This is a genomic window from Mesomycoplasma ovipneumoniae (assembly GCF_035918255.1).
Taxonomy (GTDB): domain Bacteria; phylum Bacillota_I; class Bacilli_A; order Mycoplasmatales; family Metamycoplasmataceae; genus Mesomycoplasma; species Mesomycoplasma ovipneumoniae_A.
The window spans coordinates 978,591-1,005,335 of record NZ_CP142136.1 but is presented as its reverse complement, the minus strand read 5'-3'; the positions used below and the strand labels follow the sequence as shown (position 1 = coordinate 1,005,335).

Below are 26,745 nucleotides of genomic sequence, written 5' to 3'. Positions count from 1 at the left end.
TTTCTATTTGCATTGAGTTTAAATAATAGTTGTATTTTTTTATGATTTTTGGTATTTTAGTTATAAATTGATTTTTGCCATTGTTTTAAAATAGGTAATTAACTTTTGTCAAAAATCTTTAAAAAGTACCCAAAACCGGACACTTTCTAAGATTATCTCGCCAAACTGGGAAACTTAGTAACTACCGATTTATCTTTGGGTAGTTGAAGATGTAGTAGAGATTTATAAGGAGAATAATTAGTATGAAGCCTTTTATAAAATGACCGGGTGGTAAAACCGAAGAACTAAAAATAATTTTAGAGAATCTCCCGACAAATATTAATAGATTTTATGAACCTTTTGTCGGGGGTGGTGCAGTTTATTTTGCCGTTGATAATATAAAACAATATTATATAAATGATAAGTCTAATGAGTTAATAAATTTATATAAATCAATTCAATCAAAAAACAATATATTCTTTTACGCAATAAAAGAGATAGATAAATGTTGGAAAATTTTAGAAAAAATCAGTGAAGATTATATATATGAATTATCAGATTTATATAATGAATATAAATTTAGTAGAATTTCAGATATACAGCTTAAAATAAAAATAGCAAGATTTATTATAAACAATACGGAAAAATTTAATGGTATATTAAATAATGAAATTATTATCGATAAAAAAAGAATATTATTAGAGTTAGGAAATAGCCTTTTTAAAAAATTAAAGAGAATGAAAAAAATCGAAAAGGACAAAGGCGAACTTTCAAAAGATGATATTAAATTGAACATCGAAACGGGATTTAAAACTGGAATGTATAGTCATTTTAGATTTTTGTACAATAATTTTGATAAGTTAAAGTTGAACGAACATTTTAATAGTTCAATTTATTATTTTATTAGAGAATATTGTTATTCATCTATGTTCAGATACAATAAGAATGGCGGATTCAATGTTCCATATGGTGGGAGTAGTTATAATAACAAATATTTAACAAATAAAATTGAATATATAGAGAGTTTTGAAATCCAAAATAAGTTAGGCAAAACTGAAATTTATTCCCTAGATTTTGAAGATTTTTTTGATAAAGTAGAATTAGATGAGAATGATTTTATATTTTTAGACCCACCGTATGATACTTCGTTTTCAACTTATGCTAATAATGAATTTTCAAGTGACGATCATATAAGATTAGCTAATTTTTGTAAAAATACTAGTGCTAAGTTTATGTTAGTTATAAAAAATACAGATTTCGTTTTTAATCTATATAAAGAATTTAATATCAAAACTTTTGATAAAAAATATGTTGTAAGTTTTCAGAATAGAAACGATAAGACAGCAGAGCATTTGTTAATAACAAATTACGATATTTACAATAACTTACAATAAAGGACAATAAACAATGGATAAATCAAAACAAAAATCTATAGAAGCTATAGTTGAAAGTTCTATTTTAAGTTTTTCTATTGCATTAGAAGAAAGATATACAAAAGAGGTAGATGACCCAAATGGAGTTATTAATAGGAAAAAAAACAATTACTTTATAGCTGAATTAGGTGAAGAATTTATATTTTATAGTGCTTTTGTTAGAAGTTTTGACAGCTCATTTGGAAAAATATTAGAAAATATCGGAAATAACATTGCTAAATTATCTTATGATGTAAGAAAAAATGTCAAATCATATTTATTACCACAGCAATCTCAACATATTGACTATATGATATCAGATTATGAAAAACATACTAAACCTAAAGTTACTGATTACAATTCTTATAACTGTGTGATTCCACAGGATACAAGAAGTTTCGAAAAAGACCATGTAACAGATCATTATTTTTATAAAAAAGATACAAAAGAACATTTTTTAATTGAATTAAAAGCAGGCGGAGATTTGGATAATAAAAAAGCTAAAACAGAAAAAATAGCTTTACTTCAAGAGTATTTCATTCTTAAAAATTCACTTGAAGAAAATAGCCAAGATACAATAAAAATATTTTTAGCTACTGCATATAATTCATTTGGTGAAGGAAATATTTGGAAACAAGATAGAGTGAAGCAGTTTTTTGCAGAAGATGAATTACTTATTGGTAGGGATTATTGGAATTTTGTTTGTGATGATAAGGATGGATTTGATATTGTATTTAAACAATATCAAAAAAGCTGTCAGCATATAAAATTATCACTTGAAAGGATAAAAAAATTGTATTTTAATGATAAAAAATAGCACATAAAAAAGACGATTAGATAAAAATCTAAGTTAAACCAGGACAAAAAAAATTAACACTAAAGGTGTTGGCTTTTTTTTGTCCAGTTTATATTGCTACCTGCCTTCTTTTTAAAGGAGTTGAATTCGACTCCTTTAGAATTAGGATTGTTAATAGTCACCAAGAAGCAAATTTAAATGCAACATCTTTATGTGGAAGAGTCCCTCGACATCTTCGAGTTTTGCATATATCCCTTTTGCATTTGTTGTATTAATCCATTTTTGAGTTCACAAGGTAAATGCATTACTGCCAGCCTTTTTCAAAAACCACTCGAATTCGAAGGGGTTAAATTCAAGATTATTTAACTGCTCCCATTCTCTTTTTTATCAATTATTTGGTTTAGATAAAAATCGCGTTTTATTATCATTTTGCTACCTCACTTGAAAAATTTAGGTGGATTTCCACCTTTTTATTTCAAAGTAAAAATCACACCCCTGAGTTTCCCAGTTTGATGGAAAATTCACTTTTTAGGAATACAAATATGCAAAAATACCGGTAAATCCGTGTTTTTTGACGGTAAAACCTTAATTTTTATTATTTTAAAATTAACCTTTTGTAAAAAATAAAAAAAATGTTTGGTCAAAAATAAAATTGTGTTATAATAAACATCACTAAGAATAAATTAATAAATTGTTGATATTGAATTAAGGGGGAATTAGTTATGTTTTTTGCTATAAAAAAATCAGAAAATGCGAATTATCCATTATATTTTTAAATATGATGGAATGCCTTAAATCTAACCGTTTAGAAATCTATAAATTTAGGGCTTTTGGTTATTGTTCTTTCAAAACTTCATATGTTTTTTTACGCTCGCTGCAAATAAAAACGAGTTTTCTATTTGCATTGAGTTTAAATAGTAGTTTTTTATGATTTTTGTTGTTTTATCCATAAATTGATTTTTACCACAGTTTTAAAATATGTAATTAATTTTTGCCAAAAAAGTTAAAAAAACCCCTAAAACCAGACGCTGTTTTAAGATTATCTCATCAAACTGGCAAACTCGAAAATAAGTTGTTATTTAAAAATTATAAGTCTATTATTGATTCATTAAGTAAAAAATCTTCTAAACCAATGTATAAAATACCATTTTCATCGTGTTTTGGAATTATTTTGTTTCTTACTATAACTATTTTTTTAAATGAATCATTTATTTTTTTAAGCGAGGCTATTTCTTGTTCTTTTTTCTCTAAATTGTCAATATTAAGCGCTGATTGAATATAGTATCTTTTGTGGCCTTTATTTATAACAAAATCTATTTCAAGCTGAATTTTTTTTCTTGTTGAACCATTTTTCAATTCATGTTCTACAACACCAATGTCAATATTGTATCCTCTTCGAAGTAAATCGTTGTAGATTATATTTTCCATTATATGTGTGTTTTCTATTTGACGAAAATTTAATCTTGCATTTCTTAGGCCAATATCCGAAAAATAATATTTAAGTGGGGTTGAAAAATATTTAGAACCCTTTACATCGTAGCGATAAGCACATTGAATAATATAAGATTCTTCAAAAAATTTAAGATACTTAAAAATTGTATTTGATGATATGCGTATTTGTTTTTCTGACAAAAAACGATTTGCGAGCTTAGAGGGATTGGTTAAAGAACCAATATTTGAAGATGTAAAGTCAAGTAGGATTTCAAGTATTTGTTGCTCATTATGTATTTGGTTGCGCTCAAGAATGTCTTTAATATACGTTTGCTTGAATAACTGCTTTAAATAATGACTTTTTTGTTCATCATTTTGCAATTTATAAATATGTGGCATACCACCATATACAAAATAATGCTCAAAAGCTTCTGATTTGTCATTAAATAATTCATAAATTTCAGCAAAAGATAAAGGATTCACATGTACTTGGTCTCCGCGGTCTCTGAATTGAGTTAATAAATCTGATGAAAGCATTTTAGAGTTACTGCCAGTGATATAAATGTCTAAGTTACTATGTTTCATAAGACTTAAAAGCACATCTACAAAGGTTATATTTTTTTCTTTATTCTCAACATAGGGATTTGATACATTTTCAGATAATTGAATTTCGTCAATGAAAATGTAGTACATTTTGTTTATATTTTTTGTTTTTTTCTTAATATATTCATTTAATCTAAATGGATTTCGGTATTCAATATTATCAATTTCGTCAAGAGCAATTGTTATAATTTGATTTTCTTTAATTCCACTGCTAAGTAGGTAATCACGATATAAATTGAATAATAAATATGATTTTCCGCATCTTCTTATGCCAGTAATAATCTTGATTCTGTCATTCTCTTTTTTATCAATTATTTGGTTAAGATAAAAATCGCGTTTTATTATCATTTTGCTACCTCACTTGAAGAATTTAGGTGGATTTCCACCTTTTTATTTCAAAATAATTTTAACATAAATAAACTTATGTTTAGTAATAGTTTGAAGAATTTAGGTGGATTTCCACCTTTTTATTTCAATGTATCCAATATATTTAATTTAAATTTGTGAAAATACTTAAAACATTATCTATTTATAAATGCTTGTCTATCACTTTTTGTTATATAGTTATATTTTTTAATGCTATAATTAATATTAAGTTCCTGTCTAATTTGGAGTTTCTCAGTTTGAGGAGATAATTTTTAAAAAGCATTGGTTTAAACCAGGACAAAAAAAATTAACACTAAAGGTGTTGGCTTTTTTGTTCGAGTTTAAGGAGAAAGCTAACACCCAAAGTGTTAGCTTTTTTAAATTTTCAAATGCGACAAAAAGGAGAATACTAATGTCAAGACACTTTAAAAAAGATGAGTTTGATATGATTTATAAAATTTACAATGAATTTGGATTGAAACAAACAATAAATTATATAAATGATATTTCGCCAGGTACAAATTTTATAACCAGAACACAACTACTTCGAAGAATCAAAAAAATTATTCGGTATTATAATAATGGTATGCAAGATCAATTATTAGATAAAAAAGGTGCGAACAGAAAGCCAGGAAGTGGCAAACGTAAAAAACCAATTGAACCTGATTGAAACGAATTTACAAAAGAAGAATTAATAGAAATAGCTAAGAGATATTACGAAATCAATAAAGATAAATTAAAATCAGGAAAAATTAGTGAAGCCAAAACGCTAAATATTCCCTACAGCAAATCAGCAAAAATTTTTAATGTATGCAGACAATCAGTGGCAAAATCTAAAACTAGAGTTATAAAAGTAAGGGAGCACAAAAATGATGCAATAATTAAACAATCCTTTCTTGATAACAAAGGTAGATATGGTCGCATAAGGTTGAGTGCTTATATTTCTATGAAATATAATATTGACATTAACGCTCGAAGTCTTGGAAGACATTTAAAAAGATTGAATTTAGTATGCAAAATTAGAAAAAAAAGAAGAAAGACGAAATTAAGAACACCAAATTCGCACTGCCGGATATTGTTAAACGCGACTACAATGATAAATTAAATAGAAATATTTTTGCTACTGATATTACATATATAAAAGCTCCCAGAGATGTTAAGGAAAGCCATGTATTTTTGTCTGTAATAATTGAGCATAAAACTAAAAAAATCAGAGATTTTAAATTATCTGTAAGCAATGATCTTAATTTAGTTATGGATAATATAAAGACATTTAGGTCTATTGATAAAAATTTTGTTATTCATTCAGACCATGGATTTCAATACACTTCAAAAACCTATATTGACAAAATAAATAAAATGGGAGGAACTGTTTCATTGTCTCGCATAGGAAATTCTTTGGATAATAGGGAGGCTGAATACTGATTTTCAATTATAAAAAGTGAATGCTTAAACGAGTTAAACTACAGTAAAATAACTTTTGAAGATCTCAAAAAAATAATTGCAGATTATATATATTGATACAACAACTATAGAATTCAATCGATTTTAAATTGAAAAACACCACAGCAATATGCTATGATGTTATAATAATATTAAACTGTTAATTTTTTTGTCCTAGTTTAGTTTTTTCGTGCTTTTTTAATTTTTTTGGCAAAACTTAATTACAATTTTTTTACTGATTTACTAAAATATCAAAGCAAAAATCATACCTATTTTAAATATTTAGATCACAAAATTATGAACACTGCCGCGGAAAAATTAACAAAAGCACTGCACTCAAAATCTTGACAAAAAACTAGTTCCTTGATTTTTTTCTACTAATTTTTATTTAGTTTTTATAACAACTTTTATTGAATCACAACTATTTTTTTGGTATAATTAATTATGAATAAAAAGATGAATTAGAAATTTCTTAGTTGATATGAGCTAGATAGAAAACAAAATTGAATTAATACATAATAAGGTTTGGTTTTATGGCTAAAAAGTTTAAAAAATTTAAAAAGTTTACCTTATATTTGTTTGGTTTTGCTTCAATTCCATTAATATACAGTTCGCTCTTTATAAATTGAAATAATAATAAGCAATATTGGTATTCTACAAACTTTAGTAATAAAATCGATGTAAGAGACCCTTTTATTAAAAAATTAAATAAATCGTCAAAGGTTGAAAATCTAGACAATAATTTTGAATTAAAATTACTATTAAATCCTGACTTTTTAGATACTGATCCTAAAAAAATAACTTCTTTTAATATTGATTTTTTAGAAAAAATCAAAAAGTTAAACTTAAAATATAAAGAAGCAAAATACAGCCAAATGTTGCCAATTGTTTGGTTTTATTTTGATACTGAAAACGATCGAGAATTTTTTGTTAAAAATTCCTTAAAAAATTCTACTATCAGCCGATTTATTGTTTATAAAAATGAAGAAAAAGACAAACAAACAGGACATGTTGAAACGTTTGATGATAATTATCAGTTAAATAATAATGATGATTATCATTCACTTTTTAGCGAGTCGTTAAATAAAAATATTTCAATAGTAAATTTTCAAAAACAAGCAGCAAAAGGCAATGAAAATCAAGATAAAGCCACCTCAAAGGTTGGCGCTATAGAATTTTTAGACAAATTTGACCAAAATTTTAATATATATTTTAATGAAAATCAATTAAATATAAACGATCTAGTCTCAAATAGACCCAAGCAAGCAGAAAAACCATATCATTCAACGCTAGTTTCATTAATTTTAGGCGGCAAGACAGGCGTTGATAAAAAGTCGGATTTGTATTTATCAATATTTCAAACAGATGCTGAATGACATAAAGCAATCGAATGAATGGCTACTAATAATGTAAGGGTAATAAATCACAGTTATGGAAATAAATTTGTAGACTTTAAAGACTACAACGAAAATGCATATTTACTTGATTTTTTAGCAAGAAAATACGGCGTAATTAATGTCTTTGCTGCTGGTAATGGTGCTGATAAAATTGACGAAGATGAATTTGGCAAAAATAAAGCTAAGGATAATCCATGAATTGATGATAGAAGCTTGTCACTAAATTCAATAGTGGTTGGATCGCTTGAAGATAATTCTAGTAATTCTAATATAGCAAAAAATGAAATAGCCCCTTATTCTAATTTTAAAATTGGTGATCAGTACTTGCAATTTGCTAAGCCCTTAGTAGCAGCTCCAGGTCAGATTTATAATGTTCTTGATGATAAAAATCAATCTAGCAAAGCCAAAAAATATGTAAGTGGAACTAGTTATGCAGCCCCTATTGTAACCGGACTAATATCAACACTTTTAAGAGAAATAGTTTTTGTTCGTGATGATTTTAGAGTTCCGGCAATAAAATCCCTTCTTTCTGTTTCTGCAATAAGTCCAAATCATATTGATTTGGATAAAAAAGATAGTGGTTATTATGAAAAATATGGGGCTGGAACCCCTGATTTTGAAAAAATGAAAGAAGCAGTAGAAAATACTAGTTATATTTTCGGCAATAAAGAAAATGAGGGTGAAGTTATTTTTACTGGCAATAGGTTCTGAGTTAATTCAAATGAGACAATTAAAGCCTCTTTGTCTTGAAACTTTAACGCTGGTTTGCTAAAAAATAACGAAACAAGCCAAAATAAATCTGGCTGATGGTGATTTTTACCAGCAATTAGCAGGGGTGTTAGCCACGATTGATTACCCTTAGAGGCAACAAAAAAACGACAAGGTGGTACTTTTGTTTCAGATTATGATCTTTACTTACAAAAATTAAATTCAAATGGCGATTGAGTTGATGTTGCAAGATCTAATAGCATCCTGAGCAACGATGAATTAATAGATTTTAAGTCAAACGAATCTGCCTATTATCGTATTTATGTTAAAAATTATAAATCTTCTGTTTTTGAAAATTCGGAGGATGACAGAATAGTTGCTTCTTATTTGGTGCATAATGAAAATTAAACATTTTTTTAGTAAATTTATAGTTATAAGTTCCTTAACCTTACCATTTTTTTTGAGTTCATGTGGTCCGTTTTTTAATTTCACCACTACTAGACCTAAACCAAGCCTAGATGAAGATAATCATAAATATAGTGGAGATTATTTTTTAAATCTATTAGATAAACATTATGAAGAAAATAATGTAAAAAGGGCGACATTTTCGCCATTAAATTATTTTTATTCCTTGCAAAAAGAAAATAAAGATAGCAAAGTAGCCCAAAATAGTACTCGAAATTATTTTCTTGGTAATAAAAACTCAATTGATATTTTTACTCTTGGAGAATTTCAAAAAAATATAATTGAAAAATCGCAAGAAATTACAAAAGAGGCCAATATAGATCGTTTTGTTAGTGTTGATTCAATAAAAAAAGAATTTGAAGAAAAATTTCTAAATAGTACAACAATAGAAGAAACGCTTAAGAACAATAATATTTTAATTATGGAGCATTTTGGTGAAAAAAGCCTATTATCAGCTAGACATTATTATTTCGATGATAAAGTCGAGCGCTATAAAAATATGACTCCTTTTCGAGCAGATGATATTCATTTTATTCAGTATACGAATTTGGGGATTGAGCCAGTGTTTAACCCATATTTTACCGTTGTTTTATATCCCAAAAAACAAAAAATTTATTTTCACTATGATTTTAATAAAGCTGATGCAGAAACTTTAGTAAATAAAACTAGAAAAATTTATCATGAGCTTGAAAAAAGGTATTTACTTCCGAATTATTTAAAAAATAAAGCATTTTATGATATTTTCGATGAAATTAAGTCTATCCAAAAGAAAAATAAAATTCAATTTTTTAAATTAAAGCAACCCTACGACAAAGTTGCTGAAAAACTCGACCCTTGAGTCAATAATTTTTTTGAAAATAAACATGCAATAATTAAAAATTTAGAAGAATTTAAAGATAAAATAATTAGTCGTATTTCAAAATTAGACCCAAATTTAAAGATAGATGAAAAAGAATTTATAAATGATTTTGAAACAAAAGTATTTAGCGGGAAAAAGCTAGAAGATATCTTTAAAAATTCAAATATTTTTATATATGAAACATGAGAAAAATTTGTATATGGTTCTCCGCAATCTTATTATTTAAATTCTGGTAATAAATCAACAACAGTAGAATTTGAAAATATAATCATTACAAATGAAGAAAATAACAATATTTTTTTAGAACCTATTAGCAATTCAGATTATAGTTTTGATGCTTTTTCGCGTTTTTTCCCGTTTTCAAAATTTAATAAAGTTGCTTTTCAAATTTTGGTAGTTCCAAAAGAAAAAAATATTGTTTTTAATAAAAACATTAATCGCCTTAAAACACTCGAATCAGTAATAAAAAATTATTTACCACAATGAAAACTAAACTAATTCTTACTAAATTTTTGGGAACAACCCTTTTAATTTCGGCGTTTTTTTTAACTTCCTGCGGAAATTTAATTTCTTTTATTAATAAACAGATTTTTAACATAGATGAGGAAATTAACAATCCAAAAAATTACAATTCTTACTATTTTTTAAATTTACTAGCAAAACATTATGAAGAATTTAATGCAAAAAATGGTACTTTTTCGGCCTTAAATCTGTTTTATAATCAACCCGAAAAACAACGGGATAACATTTGATTCCTTCACGAACCTGATGATCTAATAATTGAAAACCTAGAACAATTTCAAAAAAATATTGTTGATAGAACTGAAGAAATTATAAAAAATAATCCTAATTTTGCCAATGTTAATACTTCTGAACTCAAGTCAGAATTTGAAGACAAATTTCTAAAAGGAGAACTTCTTGAAAAAGTCTTAGAAAAAAATAATATTATAATACGCGAACGTGGCAGATATTCAACGACAACTCGTGTTACCTACTATTATTTTGAAGAAAAAGGTTTTTCAAACATTATAGCCACAAGATTTGTACCAGATTATGTTATAGATTCAAAATTAATTGAACCCGATGTAGTTTTTGATGATTCGCCTTTTTTTAATGTTATAGTCTACCCTAAAAATAAAACAATCACCTTTAGGGGCATTGGTCAAAAAATTTATGCTGGTGATAATGATAAAATTATAGATTATGAAAAGAAGAAAATATTAATTGAAACAGAAGCTAGAAAAATTTATAATAAACTCGCAAAAAAGTACAATTTGCCAAAAAACAAGATTAGTACTTCTTCCCCCTCTTTTACGTCTGATATTATCAATTTTAGCCAAAAAATTAATGATATTAAAACTTCAAAGCCAAAAATTCTTGATTTAATCACAAATAAAATTAATTCTTGATCTAATAGTTTTTTACCAAAAAAACATGCTATTATTAAAAATATTGACGAATTTAAGACAACAATTATTGACCGAATTTTAAAATTAGATCCGGAATTAAAAATTGACCAAAATGATTTAATTTCTGATTTTGAGCAAAAATTTCTAAGCGGCGAAAAACTTGATGAATTTCTAAAAAATAATAATATTTTTATCTACGAAACTTGGGAACGAATTGGTTATGAACCATTTTGAGGACGGTTTCTCCGCCCTATTTCACCTCCTCCTAATTTTTCAAAAAGGGCGGAGTGAGAAAAATTAGTTCTTAGAAAAACAGAAAATAATAATATTTTTTTGACAACAATTTTTAAAACGGATTTAACACTAAATTTTAATACAATCCCTGAATCTAGTTTTGAGAAAGTTGCTTTCCAAATCTTGCCTTTTCCTAAAGATAAGAATATCATTTTTGATAAAAATGTTAGCCGTCTTGAACTAATTAAGGATTTAAAAAACAATTATTTAGATAAATATGAAGAAAAAGACAAACAAATAGCAAAAAACTACGTATAAGTTTAAATTAGTGGAAAAAATCAGACAAAAAGTTTTTCATTTATAGTTTTGATTGTACACTTTTGTTAATTTTTTATATCATGTTCATTTTAAAGGATTTGGAGAAATTAATTTAGGTTGTGTGGGAACTTGACTCTTTATATAACAAATAACATAAATTCCTAAATTATGCGAGTTTCCTAGTTTGATGAGCTAATCTTAAAAAAGTGTTAATTTTTTTTGTCCTGATTTATTCTTTACTATAGAATTTCTTAAATAGAGATTATCTAAAATATCACGAGTAATTTTTTCTTTTGGAAGATCGGTAATTTCATTAGATATATGGTTGCATGGTTGTGGTGAGTTGCAACAGTTAATCACCAATTTTCCATTATTGGAATCTCATGTAAATTTATTTCTATCAAACTGACTATGTGAAGTTTTATCTAAAGCTATTAAATTATGAGCTTCTGTGATTTTTTTAAGAAAGTATTTTACTTTATCGCTAGTGGTAAGATTATGGTTTTCCCTATTTACTAGTTTTACTATTTTATCTTTAATTCTTTCAACTGGGAAAATATGTGCCCTGTCTAAATACATTTGTTTATCCAAATCAAGAATATTAATAGAATCTATCTTAATATTTTTCATTTTTTCTCTTTCTTTTTTTACTAAAGAATTAATTTGACCTAATGATAAATACTCTTCAATATCTGCTAAAACTTTCTTGCCACTTTCTATACTTAATTTATTGCTAGTGAGTTTTACAAATAATTGATAAACATTGTAAAGTTTTGAATTATTAGGAGCATCTTTAAATCTATCAAAATAATTTTTATCATCTAATAAATCATTATCCTTATAAATATTCTTATAAATACCATCATATTCATTATTATTATTTTTATTATTAAAATCAGAATAATGTTTGAAAAAGAGTGCAAAATAACTGGTATTTTTATCAAAATTTCCCTCATCATCTAAAATAATAGGAGCATTTTTAGGTTTATATAATTCTCCACTTGGGTTGGAACCATAGATAAATTTATAAAAATTTTTAATTGAGGTTAAAAAATTTGGTTCTCGTAATAGTTGATTTAACTGTACAATTTCATCATCATTTAAGGTTTGTAAATCATCTTGATTGTAAGTTTTAGATCTAAATTTTCTATCTTTTTGAACAACTTTTTGCTTAAGACTATTAAAAAACTCTTCCCTTTTTTTATAATAGCAACATCTTGTTTTATTAATATCGCATTGTTCATGGGCTTCTCTATGACTTTTAGTTACTAATTTAGACATGACACAACTACTAATTTCAATATAAAAATGATGAATTACTAAACTTTCAATATCATAAACAAAAAATATTTCCCCTTTAAATTGTGGTTTATCTTTGTTTCTTGAAAAGTGTTTGCTTTTAATTTTTAATTTATTCCATCTCAAAGTTACACTCATCTTTTACTCCTTTTCTAAAAGCAAAACAATTTTTTCAAATAGTGCTTTTAGAACTTCAATAGATATTGAATTACCAGCTAAAAATATTATAGATTTTGGTTGAACTAAATTTGTTTTATAAATTTTATGAGCATCATGTTTTGTAAAACCCATATATTTAAAGGACTCATAAAAATTTATTTCTCTTATGTAGTTTTCTTGAATCAAAAATTTAAGTCTAGAGTTAGCCCCTGATGCTGTAAGTGTTGGTCCGAAAAAGTCAGGATAATAAATATAGTTTTCAGAATTAAATTTAGTAAAATTAATAATTTCCCTTTTCTTAATTCTTGAGTTTGTTATTCTAGGGTTTGTTAGTTGATATTTAAAAATTTTGCTAGCAAGATTTTCTTCATTTGGTTGATGAGTAAAATCTAAAATCTTCTTTAAATTATTGTTATGTTTTATTGGGGTTGGTCATTCAAATTTTTTATTAGTCAACCAAGAAACCATGAAAACTCTTTGTCTATTTTGAGATGATCCAAAATCAGCAGAGTTTAAAATTTTTCATTTACTTTTGTAGCCTAAAGTTTTTAAAAAATTAATTCAATTATTAAATTCAGCTCGAAATTTTTGACTAGCTAAATTTTTTACATTTTCCATCAACAAAACTTTAGGTAAATTATCTAAATTATTTTCTAAAATTCTTTTAATTTGCCAAAGTAGCCCGCTTCTTGTTGAAGGATTAAGGCCTTTTTGTAATCCTTGTGTCGATAAGTCTTGGCAAGGGAAAGAATAAGTAAAAATATCTATATTTTTAGGTATTTGATTAACTTGATTAATATCTGAATATCAAGAATAATAATTATTTTTATTATTCTTGGAGAGAGAGAGAGAGAGAGAGAGAGAGAGAGAGAGCTGGATTTTTGAGCATTTTTAAAAAATAAGGATAAATTTTACGCAATTTATCTTCCTTCATTTTTTGAAAATAATTTTTAGACACTAAATTTTTGCTATCTATTGAAAGTCTTAATGAAGAAAGTTGATCAATAATTACTTCTATTGGCGTTTTTGTATTTGGTGGTAAGACTTTATAATTAATAATTTGATAAGAAATAATAGCGTGAATATATCACTCAATAATTCCTAATGATTCAACTTCAAAATTTAGAGTTTTTCCTACCAATTTGAGCGCACGCAATTGTGATCCTAGACCAGCAAAAGCTTCAAAAATAGTTATTTTTTTCATAAATAATCTTTCTTCAAAAATTACTTTATATTATAACGCGTAATAAAAACTTAAAGTAAATTCAAAGACTATAGAAATCGTAAATTTTACAAAAAGTGTATAAATTTATAGCAAATTTTTAAAAAAACCAGCCAAAATAAACCAGGGCAAAAAAAGTTATAACTAAGGTGTTGGCTTTTTTGTCAGAGTTTAGGAGGAGGCTAACACCAAAAGTGTTAGTTTTTTTAATTTTTTTGCAAAAGTTAATTACAATTTTTTTACTGTTTTACTAAAAAATCAAAGAAAAAATCATATCTATTTTAAATATTTAGATCGCTATAAAACTCAGAAAAATATTTTAAAAAACACTTAAAATGGCTAAACAACAAGTAAAAAAACTACCAAAATTCAGAAAATTTAAATCCTTTGAGGATTCCTTTTGTACAAAATATTCATTTTTTTACTTGAAAAAAATTATTATTAGTTTAAAATTTTTAATATATATTTGAACTTTCTATAAAAAATCACATTTTAAAAAAGCAAGTTGGCATATTGATTTATACTAAGCCCCCACTTTTTTAAAATTTTCCATTTTAAAATTTCACTAAGAGGTGTTTCTTAAATTCAAAAAAATATAGAGAAAATTATTAATTTGACTGTTTTTGGCAAAAATAATTAAATTAATAATAAAAAGGCGATTAAAACTACATAAACTAACAAATTCAAAATTTGTTGTATCTTTTTTATTTTAAAAAATAAAAAATTTGTATAATTATTATATCCTATATGAAAAGTAATAAGGAGGAAATATGCAAATTTATGTTCCAAGAAGAAGAAAATTAATAATTTTAGCCTCAGCCGCTATGGTTTTAGTTGGCGGTTCTTTTGCTAGTTCCTTAGCTAATAATTTTATTAGCTCCAGTAATGAAATTCACTATAGTTCTTCATCCCCTTCAATTGTAATTAAAAATAATCCAAATGATTTAACTCATGTCTCACCGGTGGTGAATTCCGATTTTAAACCTCAAGAAAATAACCAACCTAAAGTGGATTTAGTTAAACCAAAAGAAGAAACACCCAAAGAGGTAATTAAACAAGAAACTCCTAAAGTTCAAACAAAAATAAAAGAGCCAGTAGTTATAACCAAAATAGAAACTCCAGTTCAAAGACCTTCGACTCCACGTCGCTCTCTCTCTCTCTCTCTCCTAGGAAACCTGCAGAGGTTTCAACCCCAAATACTCAAACTAGATCACCAGTAATTGTTCAAAATTCATCCCCGGTTCCAACAACTCGTCAAAACCCAACCCCTGGAGTTTCTCAGTCAAGAATTCAGTACGCTCTTGAAAGATATAGAAAAGGTCTTGCTAACGAAATTAAAACTATTGAGTCTCGAGTTGCAAACCTGCAAGCTGAAGTTAATGAAATTGAGCGTTCCTATAAAGAAGATTTTGATAAAGATCACATTCGTGGTAAAATTCCTAAAACTGATGCAGGACGTGACCTTTGAAAAGAAGCCTACCAAAGAAGAATTGATCTTCCTAGATATAATTTAAATCGTGAAAAACAATATTTAGAATATTTAAAAAATCTTCCAGAAAAAACTTCCCTTACTTTAGAAGAATTAAAATCACTTAGACAGGGTTTGGTTCCTTCACTTGATACGATTAATGCTTGAGAATATGAAGATGAAAGCAAAAATCCAACTTTAAATAGATTAAAAAAACATAACCAAAGTCGTACTTTTAATACTCCAAGTTGGTATTCTTTAAGTCCATGGAACATTTCTAATGGCGAATTTCCCGGTTGGACAAAATCAGATGTAAGTTCAACTTTTTCTTCAGAAATTGGCAGCTTTACTAATTCAATTAAGGTTTATGAATACAAACCTAATTCAGAAAATGAAGATAAAAGTCGCCAACCTTTAAAATTAATTCAACTTGATGCTAATGATAATAATGCCTTTGAGAAATTTCAAGAAATTATGTCAAAAATTTCACAAAAGGACGGCAAAGTTCAAGCTATAAGAATAAAAAATATTGGTGAGGCTAATTCTTTACAAAATGCTTCAAGCATTCTTGAAGCTATCCCTAGTCAAATTAATACGGTTTCAGTATTTTTAAATAATATAAATGCAACTAAATCCTTACGCGGACTTGAAAGTAAAAAATTAAAAGAACTGTCAATTTATACAGAAATTAATTCAGTAAGTGATGAGTGAAGTATTAATCCTAATGGCCTAAAAAATGTTGATTTTATTAGTTTTGACTATAATAATCAAGCAACTTTTGATCAATCTCAAGGCAAAATTGGCGGTTCAATAGTTTTTTCAGGTCTAAGATGAGAAAAAGGTGACACTGTTGACAAAATTAACGAGGGTCTCTCGATAGTTTTTGACTCAAAAATTAATCAACGAGTTTTCCAAGGAAATTTTGGTGGAAAAGGTGGCTGGCCAACCAGACTTGATTTTTCAGAAACAGATGTAAATACTTTTAAAGGGATAAAATTTGCTGACTTTGATAAAACTTTTAACGAAAAAGTTAAAAATTGGGAAGATGATCCGTATGCTCAAGAAAATTATACTGGCTTTAGAAAATTAAAGTTCACCAAATTAATAATAAAAGGTTCAAATTCTAGCGGATCAAATAGTCTAAACTTTAAATTTTCTGATCTTGATGGCGCCCAATTTACTGAAAGATTTTCAGAATCTGTCCCTGGAAGTAGTCCAAGAGTTGATGTAAAAATTAATGGACAACAAATTAATTCTTACCCTGTTTATATTTCTGGATCACCAACAGGCGACTCAATTGAACAACTACGTAAATTCATTAGTGTTGCAAATGGATCAGGAAATAATATAAGCCAAATTTTTGTAGAAACTGAAGAAGCAAAAAGACAAATTGGCTCAACAATTGGAACAGCTCAAGTTCTTGTTGGTAGGCAAAGTAACTCAAGTTCTTCTGGACTTGTCTAATTTAATTTTTTTGGTGGTGAAATATGAAAAAAAGTAATTTTTTAGTAAAAAACAAAGCACTTTTCTTACTTTTTGGTCTTGGTTTAAGTAGTTTTGTTTTTTATTCATGTACAACTAACAACGAAATTAAAGTCGAGCAGCCAAAAACCGACCCAAAACCAGGAGGCAGCGGTCAATCAAGTACCGAAAATAAGCAACCCAAATTTGATCAAAACACCCAAAAAAGTTTTGAAGACAAAATAAATGCTGCTTATTCAACTTTTGAATCTAGTGCGTCTCAGACTTCTTACCAAAATCTTGCAAAAACTCTTGATGAAGTTAAGACTTCATTATCTCAATTGTTTCAAAATGAAGATTTAGAAAAGAAGCAAATTGACTGAGATAGTGCCAAAAAAACTTTGGATTTTCAGCTCGAAAAAACTAACTACCAAACTGATAATTTAACTAAATTAATAATTGGATCTTTTTTAGATATTCTAAAACCAGTTGAAAAATCAAGAGAACTGCCCCGACCAAGTCAGCCCGAAATCCCCGAAGATCGAGTTAATAAATATTATCAACAACTAAATGCTGTTGCCCCAAAAGGTCAAAATTGAGCAATTGTAAAAGACGGAAAACGAACTGTTGAAGATCAATATCAATATGATTTTCCCGATAATGAATGAAGATATTACCTTGAAAAATACGGTGGCGGCGGTGCTAAAGTTCTTGGTCTTGATGACCCTGATGGACTTAGTGATTATCCGCTTGGTAATACTAAAAAAGTCGCTTCAAATTTAAAATCATCTTTAGATCAAAAAGCTAAAGATGCAAATCAACCTTTATATGATAATGCTTCGCAGCGAACTTTTGTCTTGCCAAAATATGACAGTTCTGGACAAATAACAGGGATTGATATTCCCGAACATCACAAAGGTGATACATCCCCGGCAATTCATCTTGATCCTCAAACTGGACAGGTTTTAAGAGGTGGGCCTGGAAGAGTTGGTTTGCCACGGATTTTGCCAAACCAAGAATATAAAAAATTGACAAAAAGTGCAATTTCTGTTGCTTTCAGAAATGGTCAATTTTTAAGAACTCACAACGGAAAAGAGGGTGAACCTGATTATTTACCCCCTAATGAAATAGTTCATTTTAATAATTTGCATAGAGGGACTCTAAATATTATTGACTATAAAAAAGAAGATAACAATAAATATCCCTTAACTTGGTATTTTATTACAAATGCACACGTTTTAAATCGACTTCAAGTTGCAAATGATTATCATGAAGGTAAAATTTATGGCCGTGATGATGATGCTTATAACACTCATAACCGTCAATATAATACATGAAGTTTGGTTTTTACAAAAATTAAAGATTCTGTTAGTCTAAATAATATAATGACAACAACTGGCGAACCTCGCTACCAAAATTACTATGACACAGTTAATCTTACCGTTCGAACAAAAGATACAAACATTCATAATGCGGGAAAAACACTTGATAGTTCAAATAATTTTGCTGTAAATGATGAAAAACTTAACAATAACCAGGCAATTCCAGAAAATGCTGAACTAAATGTTAGAACAATTGTCTTTGGTTCAAATGTTTTTGACAAAAAACTAAGTGACTTTACAAATCAAGAAAAATACAAAAATATGGAAGAATTGCTTGATTTTGCAATTATGGAAGTTACCTTTGACAACGAAGAGCAAGCAAAAACAATTACAAAAGACTGGTATGATGAACACCAAGACCAAAAAAGCACCGACAAATCAACAGCAATTACTTCTGATGCTGACTTTTTAAAAGATGAACAATATGAAAAACTGCCAGCAAACCAGTTTTATGGTCTAGGTTTTCCACTTACAGAAGCAGAAACAAGTCAAACTTTAAATGAATTCAAAAATAAAAATGCTTGAGAAACAAGAAAACATAGCGTTAGTCCTTATGTAAATAAAGATAATGCTCTTTATTTTAATCAAGATCCATCTAATCAACAATTACAAAATGGTGGTGATCTTTCTTGGTCAAGATCTTATCGCTCATTTATGAATAAGCCAGGTCTCACTGATATTTTTATTGCTATGCCTTATGTAAGTAACGGTTTTATTAAAATTACTAAATTTGATTCAGCAAAAAATGTATTTAGTCATACTCCTTATTTATTTTGAGGTTTAGGTACTTTACTTGATAATTTCACCGGTGGGGGAGGAATGTCAGGAACTGGAATATATAAAGATAATAAACTATATTCATTAGTTTTTGCAACTGACCCACGAGCTTCAACGGCTGTTAGTTTAAATTTAAGATCATATGGTAATGACTATAAAGGTTATTATGGAAGCTATAATTTACCAAAATATGACCTAATTTATGGTTCAAAACATCAGCGAAAATCATATTTTCAAGCAATGCAGCAACTTTATAAAGATAAAGGAATTAAAACTTATCTCTTTCCAAATGGATTTGATGACTCACAAAAAGTTGATGTTTTTGGCGACTGAAATTAGTTAAAATAATATAAAAAAATCATTTATTCACAGTTTTAATTGTTAAACCCGAGTTTCCTAGTCTGATAAGATAATCTTAAAAAATTGTCCGGTTTAGTTTTTCGTGCTTTTTAACTTTTTTGGCAAAAGTTAATTACCTACTTTAAAATACTAACAAAAATCAATTTATGGATAAACCCGAGTTTCCCAGTTTTAAGGCAAAAATTCACTTTTTAGTGAATATAAATATGAAAAAACACCCGTAAATCAGTGTTTTTTGAACGTAAAACCTTAATTTATATTAATGTCATTTAATTGCATTTTAAGTAATTTTATGGTATAATTATAAATTATGAAAAAACAAAATAAAGATGGTTTTATTGAAGTAAACAAATTGTTTGGCAAAAAACCTAAATATTTTAAGGAAATTTCAAACATGAAATTTGAAACAAGTTATTTGGAAACAATCAATACTTTGATATCTTAATAAATTACTAATAAAATTGTAATTAACTTTTACCAAAAAAACTTAAAAAATTGCCTAAAACCGGATGCTTTTTTGAAATTACCTTATCAAACTGGGAAACTCAGGATTACCTACTTTAAAATACTAACAAAAATCAATTTATGGATAAAAATACAACTACTATTTAAACTCGATGCAAATAGAAAACTCGTTTTTATTTGCATCGAGCCTAAAAAAACATATGAAGTTTTGAAAGAACAATAATTAAAAGTCCTAAATTTAAAGATTTCTAAACGGGTAAATTTAAGGCATCCCATCATATTTAAAAATATAATGGATAATTCGCACTATCTGATTTTTTTATGACAAAAACATAACTGATTCCCCTTAATTCAATATCAAAATTTATTAATTCATTCTTAAGTGATGCTAATTATAACATAACTTTATTTTTGAGCAAACATTTTTTTTTTTTTTTGTAAATTGTTAATTTTAAAATAATAAAAATTAAGGTTTTAGCCTCAAAAAAACACGGATTTAACGGTATTTTTGCCTATTTATATTCATTAAAAGTGAATTTTTGCCATCAAACTGCCAAACTCAGGTTTGCGACTAAGATAGTTAAAAATAATATAAAAATCATTTATTGTCAGTTTTAATTGTTAAAAATTTATGCTATAATTTTCTTAGGTTAATTTTTCAAACAACCCTAAAATTTATAGGGTTGCCTAGAATCGCAAAACAATAGAAAAAACTAGTTGCCTTGTTTTTTCTATTGTTTTAATTTATAAAAAAACTAAATTAATATCATTAATAATTAGATTTAATAACTAAGAGAATTATGGCTAGAAAAACAGAAAAACGAAAAACTGAAAATATTGCAGAAAAACTCACAGAAGAGCAACAAAATGTTGTTAATTTAGCATTAAAAGGTGAAAATATCCTAGTTGACGCTTGTATTGGAAGTGGAAAAACATCAGTAATTCAGGTTCTCTGTGACAAATTTCCTATTGATAAAAAAATTTTGTACTTAACTTACAATAAACTATTAAAAGTTGAAGCTAAAAACAAGATCAAAAACAAAAATGTTCTGGTACAAAATTATCACGGATTTGCATATCGATTTTTGTGAGAAAAAGGTATTAATTCTTCTTCAGCAGATTCAATTAAAATATTTTTAAAAAACAACATTTCTGTTGCCACTTATGATGTTCTACTAATTGATGAATACCAAGATATTACTGAAGAAATATCTTTGTTATTGGGAAAAATAAAAGAAAAAAATCCTAATATACAAATTGTTGCTGTTGGAGATATTAATCAGAAAATTTACGATAAAACAAAATTAAATGTTACTGATTTTATTGATAAATTTTTAGGATCATATGAAAAAATTAGCTTAACATTTTCCTTCAGAATGCCAAAAGAGCATGCTAATATGTTGGGTAGAATTTGAGATAAAACAATTAACGGAGTAAACGAAAATTGTCAAATCGAATATATGGGAATGGAAGAAATTCAAGAATTTTTGGCTAAACAAAAACCTGCTGATATCTTATGTTTGGGTTACCGTTCAGGCAAAATGACAGAACTATTAAATTATCTTGAAGAAAATCATAGTGATATTTTCAATAAAAAAACCGTTTATGCTTCTATAAGAGAAAAAGACGCAAATTTGTCTCCCAAAAAAAATTCAGCTATTTTTACAACATATGATAGCTCAAAAGGATTGGAAAAACCTATTTGTGTTGTTTTTGATTTTGACTTACTATATTGAAAAATCCGCTTACAACAAATTACAGCAAATTATGAAATTGTAAAAAACATATTTTGCGTAGCGGCAAGTAGAGGAAAAGAAAAAATCATCTTTTTTAAACCAGAATTTCCAAACCTACCATTAAATGAGGTAATTATCAAACAATCTAAATATTTAGAGAAATGATCCGAAGATTCATTTGCAATGTCTACAATGTTTGATCACAAGTATGAGGAAGATATTGAGTATATGTTGCAAATGCTTGATATAAAGAAAATTAATACGGAAGATAAAAGTGAAATAAAAGTGAAAACACAAGATGCATTAATTGATCTTACACCATGCGTTGGTATTTTTCTTGAAGCATCTTATTTCAACGATTGACAAATAGATAAAGAAATTAGGCATTTTATTGAACTCAAATATGACCATTCAGAAAAACAACAAAAACAACAGTTAAAAGAGTATGAAAATTACATCAAAGAAAGAAATTCAATGAAAGATTTAACACTCTTTCTTGTTTATTTGCAAACAGACCAAGAAAGATACATTAAACAAACGCAGCCCGATTTTGTCGATGATAATGCTGTTGATCAAATGCATAAAAGATTATCAAAAGTGCTTGAAAAAGACGAGATAATTCAACAAAAATGCTGATTGAAATTTAGTGATGATGATCTTACAATAAGAGCTGAAGGAATTGCCGATGTTATCAAAAATGATATAGTTTATGAGCTTAAATTTGTTAGCGATTTAACAACTGCTCATTTTTTACAAACTGCTTCATATATGTTAGCCTTAAAAAAAGAAAAAGGCATATTGTGGAATATTCGAAATAACGAAATGCACGAAATTAGAATCAAAAATCGAGAAGAATTCAGCGAAAAACTTGCACAAACTATTTCAAAAGGAGTTTATAAACCTAAAAGTCAAAAATAATCTAAGGAATCAGATGGAAGCAATTAAAAAACAAAAAATTACTAACGTGAATAAAAATATTGCTGTAATTGATGTAGAAACAAACTACGATAGTGAAATTTTTTCCGTTGGAGTTGTAATTGCTGGTAGCACTAATTTTAAATTAATTGATAAAAAATATTGAATAATAGAAAATAATTGAAAAGTAGGTGGAAAGTATGCCCCTAATGCTTGACTCCCCCTTGAATTTGAACAAGAAACTATTCTTGTTCAAACACGTAAAGAAATGATTGTTCGACTAATTAAGTTCTTGAAATCTTATGAAGTAAAAAATTGGTTTTCATATACAAATTATGATTTTAGACATTTGCCTGAATTGCACGAATCATTCGAATATAACATATTTCTATAGTTGCTAAAAACAAGAAATTTAACAAATATATTCCATTAAATGCAGAAACAACTAAAAACGGCAATTTAAAAAGAGAATGAGGTGTAGAAAATATATACAGAATGGTAACCAATAATGAGAATTATTTAGAAACACATAATGCTTTGTTTGATGCAATTGATGAATTACGAATTATGGAATCATTAAACGTAGGTATTGAAACATTTATAAATTTAAATAAAAATAAAAAAACAGCAAGCCCAAAAAAAGATAATTTGTCAAAAACAAGTATAAACAAAAAAACAATTTCAAAAGTAAAAAAAGTAAAAATTTAATCCACTTGTTGGTTTGTTGGTTTCCTGATTTTTTTCACCGCACAAAAAAACATACCTAATATTCAAATTATTCTAGCTTTTTCTAAAACAAAAGGATTTTTTTAAAAAACATTTGTGGCAACGAAACTTAATATAAATAAAACACTTTTGCAAAAATTTTTCCTGAGTTTCCCAGTTTGATGGCGTCGCTAGTGAGCCAAATATTTGAAATAAGATGATTTTTACTTTGATATTTTAATAAATAAGTAAAAAAATAGGTAATTAACTTTTGCCAAAAAAATTAAAAAAGTGCCCTAAAAAACCGGGCACTTTTTAAGATTAGCCATCAAACTGGGAAACTCAGGAAAATAAGAGTTAAATCTAATGAAGCAAAGTTGCAAATATTAGAGACTTTTTGATCAAAATTTCCAAGTTAAAAAGATAAAGATTTAAAAAACTTATCCAAAATTTTAAGAAAAGGTAGATGTAAACTTTATATTATCAAGACTATCAATTTTATTTTTGTCAATTAAAAGAACATAACTTTTAAACCAATCATAGTAACCAATTGCTTGAACAATTGCAGATCTTTTGCGGTAGTCTTCGAATTTCCATTTTAGTTCTATTGTTTTTGTATTTTCATTAAAATTAAAATCAACAAGATTTAGCCCTTTTGCTCTTCGATCACCTCAAGAACCAAAAAGTTCACTAACATAATTATTTAAAATGATTGCATCTTTATTTGATAAATCAATTGTTTTACTTAGATCATTAATCTCTTTTTCATCAAGAATGTCCAAATTATGTCTATTAGTTGTTGAGAATAATTTTTGCTTATCAGGTATAATTAAGTCAACAAGATCTTGCGTATTTTTAATTAAATGAGTGTTATATAATTGCTTATTATTTTCGCTTTCCTGTTTTTCCTTTTTAAACAAAAACTGATTTTTATTAAGCCGATCTTTATAAATAAATACATACTCATCTCTAAAATCATTAAAACTCAATGATTTTTTAGAGCCTGTTTTTATTCTTCATTCTTCATTTTTTATTCTTCATTCTTCATCAGTTAATTTATTGATATTATCTATAAAAAAACGAGGATAGTCACCTTCAAATGTTAAAACATTCTTTTTATCATTTCAAAATTGATATGTACTTATTTTTGCCAACTGTTGTTGATTTTGTAGATCATAAAGATAAATCAAGTATCCACCGACAGCAACTAAAATTGAGCTTTGAATTCAAAATCAGGTTCCAAGTGAGAGAAAAGTTCAAAAATTTTTCTTATTATTTTTTGACATAAGTTATAACCACCTCAGGAAATTGTTTTTATTTTATGAATCCATAATTAATTATAACATTACTTATAAAATAAACGGGAATTTACAAAAAAAATGTACTTTTATATCAAAAAATTTAAAAAATTGCACTTTTTGAATTTTTATTTTATGTTTTATTTGGGTAACAAACATTTGCGCCTTAAAATTTACAATATTTTTTAAAGTCTAAATTACAAAACAACAAGAACTTAAATATTTAAAAATAATTCCTAGGTTTTAAACAAGAATAAATTATAATTTATTATATTATGAAAATTAGTAAAACAAGAAAACCTGTGGACAATTTGAAAAATTTAGTTTTTTTGTCACTAGCAATGCGCCTTACTAAATTTGTATTGGGTACTACTTTATTTTTCTTATTTGTTATCCCTTCCATTAGCGCATGATTTTCAACTCGCGACTCATTTATTGTTGGTTCTGAACTTATAGTAGCTATGTTTGCTTGAATTTTTGTTACTATTGTAAGTCGAGTTTTAACGATTGCTTATATCATAAAAGTAAGTTTCCCTGACAAAATTTTTATGAATATAGAACCAAATTCGCCAAAATCACTAAAACTTTCAGTAATTAAAGTTACAGCAATTATTGGCTTTTTCATACCATTGTTTGATGTATTTTCAATGGTAATGTTTTTAGTTTTCGCCCACAATCACAAAAAAGAATCAATAGACAGTTTGACACCAAAAATTGCATAAGTCACAATAAAGTTTTAAAAATTAGAAATTACACTTCTTTAAGAAAAAAATACCAAACATTAAAACGTTTTTATGGCGGCTTTAGTGTTTGGTATTAGTTTGAAATAGCGATTTTCTTAAAGTCAAAAAACCCATTATTAATTTTTTTACTAATTTATTTGGAAATTTTTTTCTTTCTGGTATAATTTTAAAGGCAATACATAGAGATAATAACTGTCAGAATGACTTAATTTGTTGTTTGAATGTATTTTCAAAGTATTGCTCCTAAAACAGAAAGGAGTCTAGATTTGAACGCTTTTCGCCAAAAAAAGGCAGAAATAATTACTGAAATTAGAGATTTGCTCGAGAAATCTTCTTCTTTAGCAATTGCTGAATATCGCGGACTTTCAGTCGCAGAATTAGAAAGTTTGCGTCAGGAACTAAAGAAATCAGGTGTTTTTACTAGAATTTATAAAAATCGACTTTTCAAAATTGCAGCAGATGAACTCGGTTTTTCTAATCTAAAATCAGAATTAGTGGGACCAAATTTATTTGCTTTTGGTCTAGAAGACCCAATTGCACCCGCTAAAATTATTACAAAAGTCGCAAAAGATCAACCTTTATTAATATTAAAAGGTGGGATTTATGAAAAAAGTGTTGTTACACCGCAAGAAAATACCGCTATTGCTTCACTTCCAAATTACACTGAAGCAATTACAATGCTTGCTTCTTCTCTTCAAAGCCCACTGAAACAATTGGCTTTTGGACTTAAATTATTAATAGACGAACAAAAAATAACTGCATAAAAAAGGAAAAAAATGGCTAAAATTACTAAAGAACAATTCATCGAGTCATTGAAAGAAATGACAATTAAAGAAGTAATGGAATTTGTTGATGCTCTTAAAGAAGAATTTGGGGTAGACCCTTCTGCTGTTGCTGTTGCAGCTGCTCCAGAAGCTGCCGCTGAAGTAAAATCTGAAGTTAAATTAACTCTAAAAGCAGCCGGACAACAAAAAGTTGCTGTTATAAAAGTTATTAAAGATATGCTTGGATTAAGTTTGATGGATGCTAAAAAACTTGTTGATGCAGCACCTTCTGTCATAAAAGAAGCAATCAAACCTGAAGAAGCTGAGGAATACAAAGCTAAATTAGTAGAAGCCGGAGCTGAAGTTTCTATTGATTAATATTTCAAAAAATTAATTTTAAAAAGCAAAAATGGTGTTCTAAACGCCTTTTTTGTTATTTTTACTTTACTAAAATAAAATATTTTTTTAATATTTTATTAATTTTTTTGAAATTAAGTATAAAAACGCTTTGAATTTTTTGCTTTTTAAATATAATATATAACCTAAACAAAAAAGGGGAAAAAGGGGTGAG

At 27.0% G+C, this 26,745-nt stretch carries 21 protein-coding genes and 1 pseudogene; 17 read left to right on the top strand and 5 right to left on the bottom strand.

The window, feature by feature from the left end; genetic code table 4:
• Positions 1-242 precede the first annotated feature (242 nt).
• Positions 243-1,373: a DNA adenine methylase gene (locus U3G01_RS03620; RefSeq protein ID WP_255031283.1), complete on the top strand. Its 1,131-nt coding sequence runs from the start codon at positions 243-245 to the stop codon at positions 1,371-1,373.
• 13 nt (positions 1,374-1,386) lie between these two features.
• Positions 1,387-2,208, top strand: a complete 822-nt coding sequence (locus tag U3G01_RS03615; RefSeq protein WP_255031285.1) for a TdeIII family type II restriction endonuclease — start codon at positions 1,387-1,389, stop codon at positions 2,206-2,208.
• A gap of 1,065 nt (positions 2,209-3,273) precedes the next feature.
• Here U3G01_RS03615 and U3G01_RS03610 read toward each other — a convergent pair.
• On the bottom strand, positions 3,274-4,569 hold the full coding sequence (locus U3G01_RS03610; RefSeq protein ID WP_255031287.1) for an ATP-binding protein: 1,296 nt from the start codon (positions 4,567-4,569) through the stop codon (positions 3,274-3,276).
• Between the two features lie 430 nt (positions 4,570-4,999).
• On the opposite strand from U3G01_RS03610, the gene U3G01_RS03605 reads away from it, so the two are divergent.
• From U3G01_RS03605 to U3G01_RS03585, 5 genes are all read left to right on the top strand, one after another.
• Positions 5,000-5,692, top strand: a complete 693-nt coding sequence (locus tag U3G01_RS03605; protein ID WP_326564834.1) for an IS3 family transposase — start codon at positions 5,000-5,002, stop codon at positions 5,690-5,692.
• Between the two features lie 71 nt (positions 5,693-5,763).
• On the top strand, positions 5,764-6,177 hold the full coding sequence (locus U3G01_RS03600) for an IS3 family transposase (protein ID WP_326564833.1): 414 nt from the start codon (positions 5,764-5,766) through the stop codon (positions 6,175-6,177).
• 386 nt (positions 6,178-6,563) lie between these two features.
• Positions 6,564-8,543: a S8 family serine peptidase gene (locus U3G01_RS03595; protein ID WP_255030963.1), complete on the top strand. Its 1,980-nt coding sequence runs from the start codon at positions 6,564-6,566 to the stop codon at positions 8,541-8,543.
• Positions 8,533-9,957, top strand: a complete 1,425-nt coding sequence (locus tag U3G01_RS03590) for a hypothetical protein (RefSeq protein WP_255030962.1) — start codon at positions 8,533-8,535, stop codon at positions 9,955-9,957. The genes U3G01_RS03595 and U3G01_RS03590 overlap by 11 nt, the downstream gene beginning before the upstream one ends.
• Positions 9,942-11,420 (top strand): hypothetical protein, encoded by a 1,479-nt coding sequence (locus tag U3G01_RS03585; RefSeq protein WP_255030961.1) that lies wholly within the window; start codon positions 9,942-9,944, stop codon positions 11,418-11,420. Before U3G01_RS03590 ends, U3G01_RS03585 begins: the two co-directional genes overlap by 16 nt.
• A gap of 198 nt (positions 11,421-11,618) precedes the next feature.
• Here U3G01_RS03585 and U3G01_RS03580 read toward each other — a convergent pair whose 3' ends face one another.
• The 3 genes from U3G01_RS03580 to dcm_N form a co-directional block, all read right to left on the bottom strand.
• Positions 11,619-12,857, bottom strand: a complete 1,239-nt coding sequence (locus U3G01_RS03580; RefSeq protein WP_419776289.1) for an MAG4270 family putative restriction endonuclease — start codon at positions 12,855-12,857, stop codon at positions 11,619-11,621.
• A gap of 3 nt (positions 12,858-12,860) precedes the next feature.
• Entirely contained in the window at positions 12,861-13,640 is a 780-nt protein-coding gene (gene dcm / locus U3G01_RS03575; RefSeq protein WP_255030967.1) for a DNA (cytosine-5-)-methyltransferase, read from the bottom strand.
• A 67-nt stretch (positions 13,641-13,707) separates the two neighbouring features.
• Positions 13,708-14,082 (bottom strand): DNA (cytosine-5-)-methyltransferase N-terminal subunit, encoded by a 375-nt coding sequence (gene dcm_N / locus U3G01_RS03570; protein ID WP_326564832.1) that lies wholly within the window; start codon positions 14,080-14,082, stop codon positions 13,708-13,710.
• 788 nt (positions 14,083-14,870) lie between these two features.
• Between dcm_N and U3G01_RS03565 the strand changes: the two genes are divergently transcribed.
• The 7 genes and pseudogenes from U3G01_RS03565 (at position 14,871) to U3G01_RS03535 (ending at position 23,372) form a co-directional block, all read left to right on the top strand.
• The gene (locus U3G01_RS03565) at positions 14,871-15,320 is read left to right on the top strand and encodes a hypothetical protein (protein ID WP_255030958.1); all 450 of its coding nucleotides are present in this window, start codon (positions 14,871-14,873) and stop codon (positions 15,318-15,320) included.
• Positions 15,257-17,032 (top strand): annotated as a pseudogene (locus U3G01_RS03560) (putative immunoglobulin-blocking virulence protein); the annotation flags it as partial. The gene U3G01_RS03565 and the pseudogene U3G01_RS03560, both read left to right, overlap by 64 nt.
• 23 nt (positions 17,033-17,055) lie before the next feature.
• Positions 17,056-19,527, top strand: a complete 2,472-nt coding sequence (gene mip / locus U3G01_RS03555; RefSeq protein ID WP_255030957.1) for an Ig-specific serine endopeptidase MIP — start codon at positions 17,056-17,058, stop codon at positions 19,525-19,527.
• 331 nt (positions 19,528-19,858) lie between these two features.
• Complete coding sequence (locus U3G01_RS03550) at positions 19,859-19,993, top strand: hypothetical protein (protein WP_282861175.1); 135 nt, start codon at positions 19,859-19,861, stop codon at positions 19,991-19,993.
• Between the two features lie 820 nt (positions 19,994-20,813).
• Positions 20,814-22,667 (top strand): AAA family ATPase, encoded by a 1,854-nt coding sequence (locus U3G01_RS03545; protein ID WP_255030953.1) that lies wholly within the window; start codon positions 20,814-20,816, stop codon positions 22,665-22,667.
• Positions 22,668-22,680: 13 nt separating this feature from the next.
• A complete protein-coding gene (locus U3G01_RS03540; RefSeq protein WP_255030952.1) occupies positions 22,681-23,058 on the top strand; it encodes a hypothetical protein in 378 nt (125 codons plus the stop codon).
• Positions 23,059-23,159: 101 nt separating this feature from the next.
• The gene (locus U3G01_RS03535) at positions 23,160-23,372 is read left to right on the top strand and encodes a hypothetical protein (protein WP_255030950.1); all 213 of its coding nucleotides are present in this window, start codon (positions 23,160-23,162) and stop codon (positions 23,370-23,372) included.
• Positions 23,373-23,821: 449 nt separating this feature from the next.
• Here U3G01_RS03535 and U3G01_RS03530 read toward each other — a convergent pair whose 3' ends face one another.
• Positions 23,822-24,655 (bottom strand): hypothetical protein, encoded by an 834-nt coding sequence (locus U3G01_RS03530; RefSeq protein ID WP_255030949.1) that lies wholly within the window; start codon positions 24,653-24,655, stop codon positions 23,822-23,824.
• Between the two features lie 314 nt (positions 24,656-24,969).
• Between U3G01_RS03530 and U3G01_RS03525 the strand changes: the two genes are divergently transcribed.
• The 3 genes from U3G01_RS03525 to rplL all read left to right on the top strand — a co-directional run bounded on the left by U3G01_RS03525 (position 24,970) and on the right by rplL (position 26,552).
• Positions 24,970-25,389 (top strand): hypothetical protein, encoded by a 420-nt coding sequence (locus U3G01_RS03525; protein WP_326564831.1) that lies wholly within the window; start codon positions 24,970-24,972, stop codon positions 25,387-25,389.
• A 287-nt stretch (positions 25,390-25,676) separates the two neighbouring features.
• Entirely contained in the window at positions 25,677-26,174 is a 498-nt protein-coding gene (gene rplJ, locus U3G01_RS03520; protein WP_255030966.1) for a 50S ribosomal protein L10, read from the top strand.
• 12 nt (positions 26,175-26,186) lie between these two features.
• Entirely contained in the window at positions 26,187-26,552 is a 366-nt protein-coding gene (rplL, locus tag U3G01_RS03515) for a 50S ribosomal protein L7/L12 (protein WP_010320971.1), read from the top strand.
• The last annotated feature ends 193 nt before the right edge of the window (positions 26,553-26,745 follow it).